A 6,916-nucleotide genomic window follows, 5' to 3' on the forward strand; every position below is an offset into this window, starting at 1 on the left:
CACGCCGACTAGGTTGGGAACGGCATGGAGAGTTACGCCGACTGGCTGCGCGCCCGCGACGACGCCGAGCTGCGCGCCCTGCTGTCCGCGCGGCCCGAGCTGGTCGCTCCGGTGCCGGCCGACCTGGACGCCCTCGCGGCCCGCGCCATCGCCCCGGCCGCGATCTCCCGTGCGCTCGACCGGCTCGACCGGTTCACCCTGGCCGTGCTGGAGGCCGTGCTCGTCCTGCCCGATCCGGCGCCGCGGGCGCTGGCGGACGCGGTCGGCGGCACCGAGGCGGAGGCCGCGGCGGCCCTCGACCGGCTGCGCGGCCGCGGCCTGGTGTGGGGCTCGGAGCGGACGGCCGCCGCACCGGGCGTCCGGCAGGCCCTGCCGCACCCCGCCGGGCTGGGGCCGCCCGCGCGGGAGGTGTTCGCCGGCTACCCCGTCGAACGGCTCGTCGGGCTGATCACCGACCTGGACGCCAAGCCGCGCGGGTTCCCCGACGCCGACCGGCTGCTGCGCCGCCTGGCCGAGCTGCTCGCCGACCCCGAACCGCTGATCGCCGACGCCGGGGCCGACGCGCGCGCCGCCCTCGCCCAGCTCGTCTGGGGTCCGCCGGTGGGCCGCGTCGCCGACGCCCGCCGCCCGGTGCGGGTCGGCACCGCCACCACCCCGATCGAGCGCCTGCTGGCGCGCGGCCTGCTGGCCGCCGAGGACGACCGCACCGTCACCCTGCCCCGCGAGGTGGCCCTGCACCTGCGCGGCGGACGGCTGTTCCGGGACGTCACCGCCCAGCCGCCCCCGCTGACCGGCCGGACCGGCGGCCTGCCCGCCCGGTCCGGCGAACGCCCGGAGGACGCGGTGGCGCGCGCCGCCGCCGGTGCCGCGTTCACCGCCGTCCGCATGGTCGAGGACCTGCTGGAGCGCTGGGGCCTGGACCCGCCGCCCACGCTGCGCAGCGGCGGCCTGGCGGTGCGCGACCTGCGGGCCGCCGCGGCGCGGCTGGACGTCGAGGAGTGGCACGCCGCGCTGCTGATCGAGACGGCGTACGCGGCGGGCCTGCTCACCCGCACCGGCGAGGTGGGCGGCGAGTGGATGCCCACCCCCGCCTACGACGTGTGGCTGCTGCGGGACACCGCCGGACGCTGGACGGACCTGGCGCACGGCTGGCTGAGGTCCGACCGCGTCGCCGGGCTCGTCGGCGAACGCGACGACCGCGACCGGCCGATCAACGCGCTGGGCGACGCCGCCGTGCGGCCGGTCGCCCCGGCCGTCCGGACGGCGGTGCTGCGCGAGCTGGCCGAGGCCGGAGCGGACCTGGCCGCGGACGCCGACGCGATCCGGGCCCGCCTGGCCTGGCGGCGGCCGCGCCGCTCGGGCCCGCTGCGCGACCGGCTGGTCGACTGGACGCTGCGGGAGGCCGCCGTGCTCGGCCTGACCGGGTTCGGCAGGCTCGCCCCGCACGCCCGCGACCTGCTCGACGGCGCCGACCCCGCGCCTGGCCTGGACAAGCACCTGCCGCGCCCGGTCGAGGAGATCCTCATCCAGGGCGACCTGACGGCCGTCGCGCCGGGCCCGCTGGTCACCGAGCTGGCCCGGGAGCTGGCGCTGGCCGCCGACGTGGAGTCCACCGGCGGCGCCACCGTCTACCGCTTCACGCCCGACTCGATCCGCCGGGCGCTGGACGCGGGCCGCACCGCCGACGACCTGACCGCCCTGCTCACCCGGCACTCGGCGACCCCGCTGCCGCAACCGCTGACGTACCTGATCGAGGACGTGGCGCGGCGGCACGGCGCGCTGCGGGTGGGCGCGATGGCCTCGTACGTGCGCACCGACTCGCCCGCCGTCCTGGACGAGATCCTCGCCGACCGGCGCGCCGCCCCGCTGCGGCTGCAGCGCCTGGCGCCGACCGTGCTGGCGTCGGGGCTGCCGCGCGGCGAGCTGCTGGACGGGCTGCGGTCGCTGGGGCTGGCGCCGGTCGCCGAGACCCCCGAGGGCGGCGTGGTCATCACCCGTCCGGACGCCCACCGCGCCGAACCGCCGCCGACCGCCGAGCCCGCGCGGTGGCGCGCCGACACGACCGCCGACGAGGCCGTGATCGCCGCGGCGGTGCGCGCGCTGCGGGCCGGTGACGAGGCCGCCCGGCTGGGCGCCGAGCACGCCGCGTCCGCCCCGTCCGGCGAGCCGCCCCGCTCCCCCGCCGCCGCGACCGTCGAGATGCTGCGCGACGCGGTCGAGCGCGGCGCCCGGGTGTGGATCGGCTACCTGGACCCGCAGGGCCGGGCGTCCAGCCGCATCGTGGAGCCGGTGCGCGTCGAGGGCGGCTATCTGACCGGCTACGACGCCACCCGCGCCGCCGTCCAGCGGTTCGCCCTGCACCGCATCACCGGCGTCTCCGAAATCGACTCCTGAAAACGCACACCGGCGAAATCGGTTGCCGTCCGCGCGGCGGATAAGGCACGGTTGTCGTCGTCACGACGGCGGTGAAAGGAGGACCGGTGCGAACCGCGCGATGCAAATTCCGTCTGCGACGGTCGAATTCCGCAGCCGTCCTCCGTATGGCGCCGCGGCCGCCGTTTCCGCGGTGCCGGCGCCGACGATTCGACGCCACGACGACGTGCGCGCCCGATACACAGGCAGCGGTTACTTACTGATATTGGAGAGGTCGCGGGTTCGAGTCCTGCCCGGCCGACTCCGCGGGCGGTGGCTCAGCCGGATGGAGCGCTTACCTACCGCCGCCGGGGTTCTCGGGCACGCTCTTTCGCTTGTCCCCTCCCGGTGCGCAGGCCGGACCTACTTCGGGTCGATCGGGGTTCGATTCCTTGGGGACGCCACCGCAGGTGCGTCTGACGCCGTCCGGCCGTTCTTGAACTCGGGAGGGGCCTACTTCCGCCGCCCCGTGCGCGTCCTGCGCGCCCCCGCTCTCAGGCGGCCGCTAGGAGGCCCGTACCGACACGCTGAGCGCCGTGCGGTCCCGGTCCGCGCCCACCGCCCGCCCCTATGAGGGCGCCGACGAGCGGTTCCGCGCGCTGGGCGGCCTGGACTGGCCGGCCCGCATGATCGGATGGCTGCGCGGGGACACCGGGATGCGTTCGGCGGCCGTGGTCGCGGCCGCCGAGGGCGCGCGGCGACCGCCCGGTGATCGCCGTGGCGCTGCGCCGCGCCGACGGGCTCAAGGAAGGGCCGGCGTACTGGCGCGGCCGGTACGGGCGGGCGCTGCGCAGCCGGTCAACCGCGGCGTCGTGGATCCAGGGGCCGCTGTCGGAGGCGTTTTGGGAGCTGATCATCCCGTCGCTGGCCACTTCGCGCTCCTGCGCAACCTGCGCGACCTCGATCGGGCGCATATCCTCCGAGGCCGCCGCACAGGTGGCCGAGCGGCTGGGCGATCGCAGGCAGGTCGCGCGGTCGCGGGTGCTGCCGATGCGGTTCCTGGCGGCCCGCCGGGCGGCGCCGCCGCGCTGGGCGGGCCCCCTGCAGCGGGCGCTGGACGCGTCGCCGGCGAACCTCCCGGCGCTGCCCGGCCGGACGCCGGTGCTCGTCGACCGCTCCAGGTCGATGTTCTGTTGATCGTCACCGACGAGCAGGCATGGCCGGGCGTCCGAGGCGAGGAGCCACCGGCGCGGTGCCGCGGCAGATGCCCGTCTACACGAACCTCGCCGGTTACCGTCACGGCCGCGGCCCGTCGGGCACCGGGACGCGGCGTTCGCGATGATCCCGCGCCGGAACCGTTCTGAGTGCACGCGGGGCATGCCGTGCGCACACCCCGCACGCACACCCGCCCGCACCCCGGCCTATATTCGCCATCGGCTACGAATACGGATGAACCAACAGATAGCCTGCACAGTCCAACCAATCAATAAAACCGGACGGACCGCGGCTCGCCGGTGAGGGCGACCGGCCGGTCCGATCGCTACGGAAGGGGCCCCGAGTGAGCGGGTACGGAGGGCAGCCGTCCGGGTGGAGCGACCCCTACGGGCAACAGGACGGCGGCTGGCAGAACACGCCCCACCCGGGTACCGCACAGCCCGGCTGGGACCCGTACGGCCAGTACAGCGCCCCGCAGCAGCCCTCCTACGGCTACGGCCCGCCCGGCGTGCCCGGCAACGCCTCCCCCGTCAACGGCGGGGCCATCGCCGCGCTGGTCTGCAACATCCTGCTCGTCGTGTCCTGCTGCAACGTGCTGGCCGTCCCCGGCATCATCACGTCCTCGCTGGCCATCAGCCGCTCCTCCACCGACCCCGAGTCGTCCCGCACGCTGACGGTGTGGAGCTGGGTGATCTTCACGCTGTCGGTGGTCATCGCGGTCGCGGTGCTCGTCATCGCGATCATCCTCGACAGCGACTCCTCGTCGACGACCTACGACAGCGGCGGCAACATCTGACGTCCGCGTCGTCACACGACCGCCTCGGCGCGGCAATCCCTGAACCACGCCGCTGAACGCGCGCCCCGCCCGGGAAGACGCCGACGGCCCGGCGCGTTGCACACAGGTACGCCCGGCCGCCCCGGAGACCCCTGCCCGCACCACGGGCCTGGAGTAACGTGCTTCTCCAGTGACGGCTGTGAACGAGCCACCCACATCCGACGCCTGACGGGGGCTGCTTTCCGTGTCCGACGGTCCGCTGATCGTGCAGTCCGACAAGACCCTGCTGCTGGAGGTCGACCACGACCTCGCCGACGCCTGCCGCACCGACATCGCCCCGTTCGCCGAACTGGAACGGGCGCCCGAGCACATCCACACCTACCGGGTCACACCCCTGGCCCTCTGGAACGCCCGCGCCGCCGGCCACGACGCCGAACAGGTCGTCGACACCCTCCTGCGCTACTCCCGCTACCCGGTGCCGCACGCGCTGCTGGTGGACGTGGCCGACACGATGGCCCGGTACGGACGGCTGCGCCTGGAGAAGCACCCCACCTACGGCCTGGTGCTCGTCACCTCCGACCAGGCGGTGCTGGAGGAGGTGCTGCGCGCCAAGAAGGTCCGCGGCATGCTCGGCGAGCGCGTCGCCGACGACACCGTGGTGGTCCACCCGTCCGAACGCGGATCGCTCAAGCAGGCGCTGCTGAAGCTCGGCTGGCCCGCCGAGGACCTGGCCGGCTACGTCGACGGCGAGGCCCACCCCATCGACCTGGTCGAGGACGGCTGGACGCTGCGCTCCTACCAGCGCGAGGCCGCCGACGCGTTCTGGCACGGCGGGTCGGGCGTCGTCGTGCTGCCCTGCGGCGCCGGGAAGACCCTCGTCGGCGCGGCCGCCATGGCCCGCGCCCGGGCGACCACGCTGATCCTCGTCACCAACACCGTCTCGGCGCACCAGTGGAAGCAGGAGCTGCTGCGCCGCACCTCGCTGACCGAGGACGAGATCGGCGAGTACACCGGCGCCAAGAAGGAGATCCGGCCGGTCACCATCGCCACCTACCAGATCATGACGACGCGCCGGAAGGGCGCCTACACCCACCTGGAGCTGTTCGACGCCCGCGACTGGGGCCTGATCGTCTACGACGAGGTCCACCTGCTCCCCGCGCCGATCTTCCGGATGACCGCCGACCTCCAGGCGCGCCGCCGCCTCGGCCTGACCGCCACGCTCGTGCGCGAGGACGGCCGCGAGGGCGACGTGTTCTCCCTGATCGGCCCCAAGCGGTACGACGCGCCCTGGAAGGAGATGGAGAACCAGGGTTGGATCGCCCCCGCCGACTGCGTCGAGGTGCGGGTGACGCTGTCCGACTCCGAGCGGCTCGCCTACGCCACGGCCGACCCGGACGAGCGCTACCGGTTCTGCGCCACCACCGAGACCAAGACCAGGCTCGTCGAGGCTCTGGTGGAGCGCCACCGCGGCGAGCAGACCCTGGTCATCGGCCAGTACATCGACCAGCTCGACGAGATCGGCGCCCTCCTCGGCGCCCCCGTCATCAAGGGCCAGACGCGGGTCCGGGAACGCGAACGCCTCTTCGACGCCTTCCGCTCCGGGGAGATCGGCGTCCTGGTGGTCTCCAAGGTCGCCAACTTCTCCATCGACCTCCCCGAAGCCTCCGTCGCCGTCCAGGTGTCGGGCGCCTTCGGGTCGCGCCAGGAGGAGGCCCAGCGCCTCGGCCGCCTGCTGCGCCCCAAGGCCGGCGGCCAGACGGCCCGCTTCTACGCGGTCGTCGCCCGCGACACCCTGGACCAGGAGTACGCCGCGCACCGGCAACGCTTCCTCGCCGAACAGGGCTACGCATACCGCATCGTCGACGCGGACGCCGTCCTCGCGGGCGAAGAGATCTGAGCCCCCTACCGCGACGACACGCCCTCCAAGACGACGCCGCCGGACGTCCCTTCCCTCACGCTCCGGCGTCCGCACCTCCAGCGAAAACGGCAGCAGGCGCCCCGCTACGAGAAAGCCACCGCCCCTTCACAAGGACCCCGCCAGTCCGAGATCCCGCAAACGACACCGATAACACAGCCCAGCCGCCCCCATCACCGAGCCCAAAAGGCCGGCCTCGCGGACGCCACCAAACAGCACACCTTCCGCCCGACACCAGCAGGTCACTAAACCCCGTCCCGGCCACGTACGGGCCGCGGAGGGCAAGCCACCTCCCAGCACACGACAACCCCTGAAACATCGCGGACGGACCTTGACACCACCTTCGCGCCAGACCGCGACCCCGGAAAGCCGAAGGAGACGCCAGCAACGCAGGCCCGGCCGCGACCGCGCCCGGCAACCACCGGTCCAGCTCTGCGGACGCCACCAGACAGCGCACTCTGCCCCAATACCAGTAGGTCAAGCCGAGCCGCGTCCTGAGCCAGGACCAGGCGCCGCCGAACAGACCACCCCAACCAGCCCCGCATAAGGAACCCTGAAAAAGGAAAGGCCCCCGCCATCAAGGCGGAGGCCTTTCATCTAAGAAAATGTCCGGCGGCGTCCTACTCTCCCACACAGTCGCCCGTGCAGTACCATCGGCG

Annotated in this window: 4 protein-coding genes; all 4 read left to right on the plus strand. The window is 74.1% G+C overall.

Going from position 1 to position 6,916, the window contains the following annotated elements:
• The first annotated feature begins 24 nt into the window (after positions 1–24).
• Positions 25–2,394 carry a helicase-associated domain-containing protein gene (locus tag ABD879_RS16770; RefSeq protein ID WP_345022353.1) on the plus strand — a complete coding sequence of 790 codons (2,370 nt, stop codon included), beginning with the start codon at positions 25–27 and terminating at the stop codon, positions 2,392–2,394.
• Between the two features lie 726 nt (positions 2,395–3,120).
• Positions 3,121–3,549 (plus strand): hypothetical protein, encoded by a 429-nt coding sequence (locus ABD879_RS16775; protein ID WP_345022354.1) that lies wholly within the window; start codon positions 3,121–3,123, stop codon positions 3,547–3,549.
• Positions 3,550–3,910: 361 nt separating this feature from the next.
• Entirely contained in the window at positions 3,911–4,363 is a 453-nt protein-coding gene (locus ABD879_RS16780; RefSeq protein ID WP_345022355.1) for a DUF4190 domain-containing protein, read from the plus strand.
• A gap of 223 nt (positions 4,364–4,586) precedes the next feature.
• Positions 4,587–6,239, plus strand: a complete 1,653-nt coding sequence (locus ABD879_RS16785) for a DNA repair helicase XPB (protein WP_345022356.1) — start codon at positions 4,587–4,589, stop codon at positions 6,237–6,239.
• Positions 6,240–6,916: the final 677 nt, after the last annotated feature.

It is taken from the genome of Actinomadura keratinilytica, from assembly GCF_039539665.1.
Classification (GTDB): Bacteria; Actinomycetota; Actinomycetes; order Streptosporangiales; family Streptosporangiaceae; genus Spirillospora; species Spirillospora keratinilytica.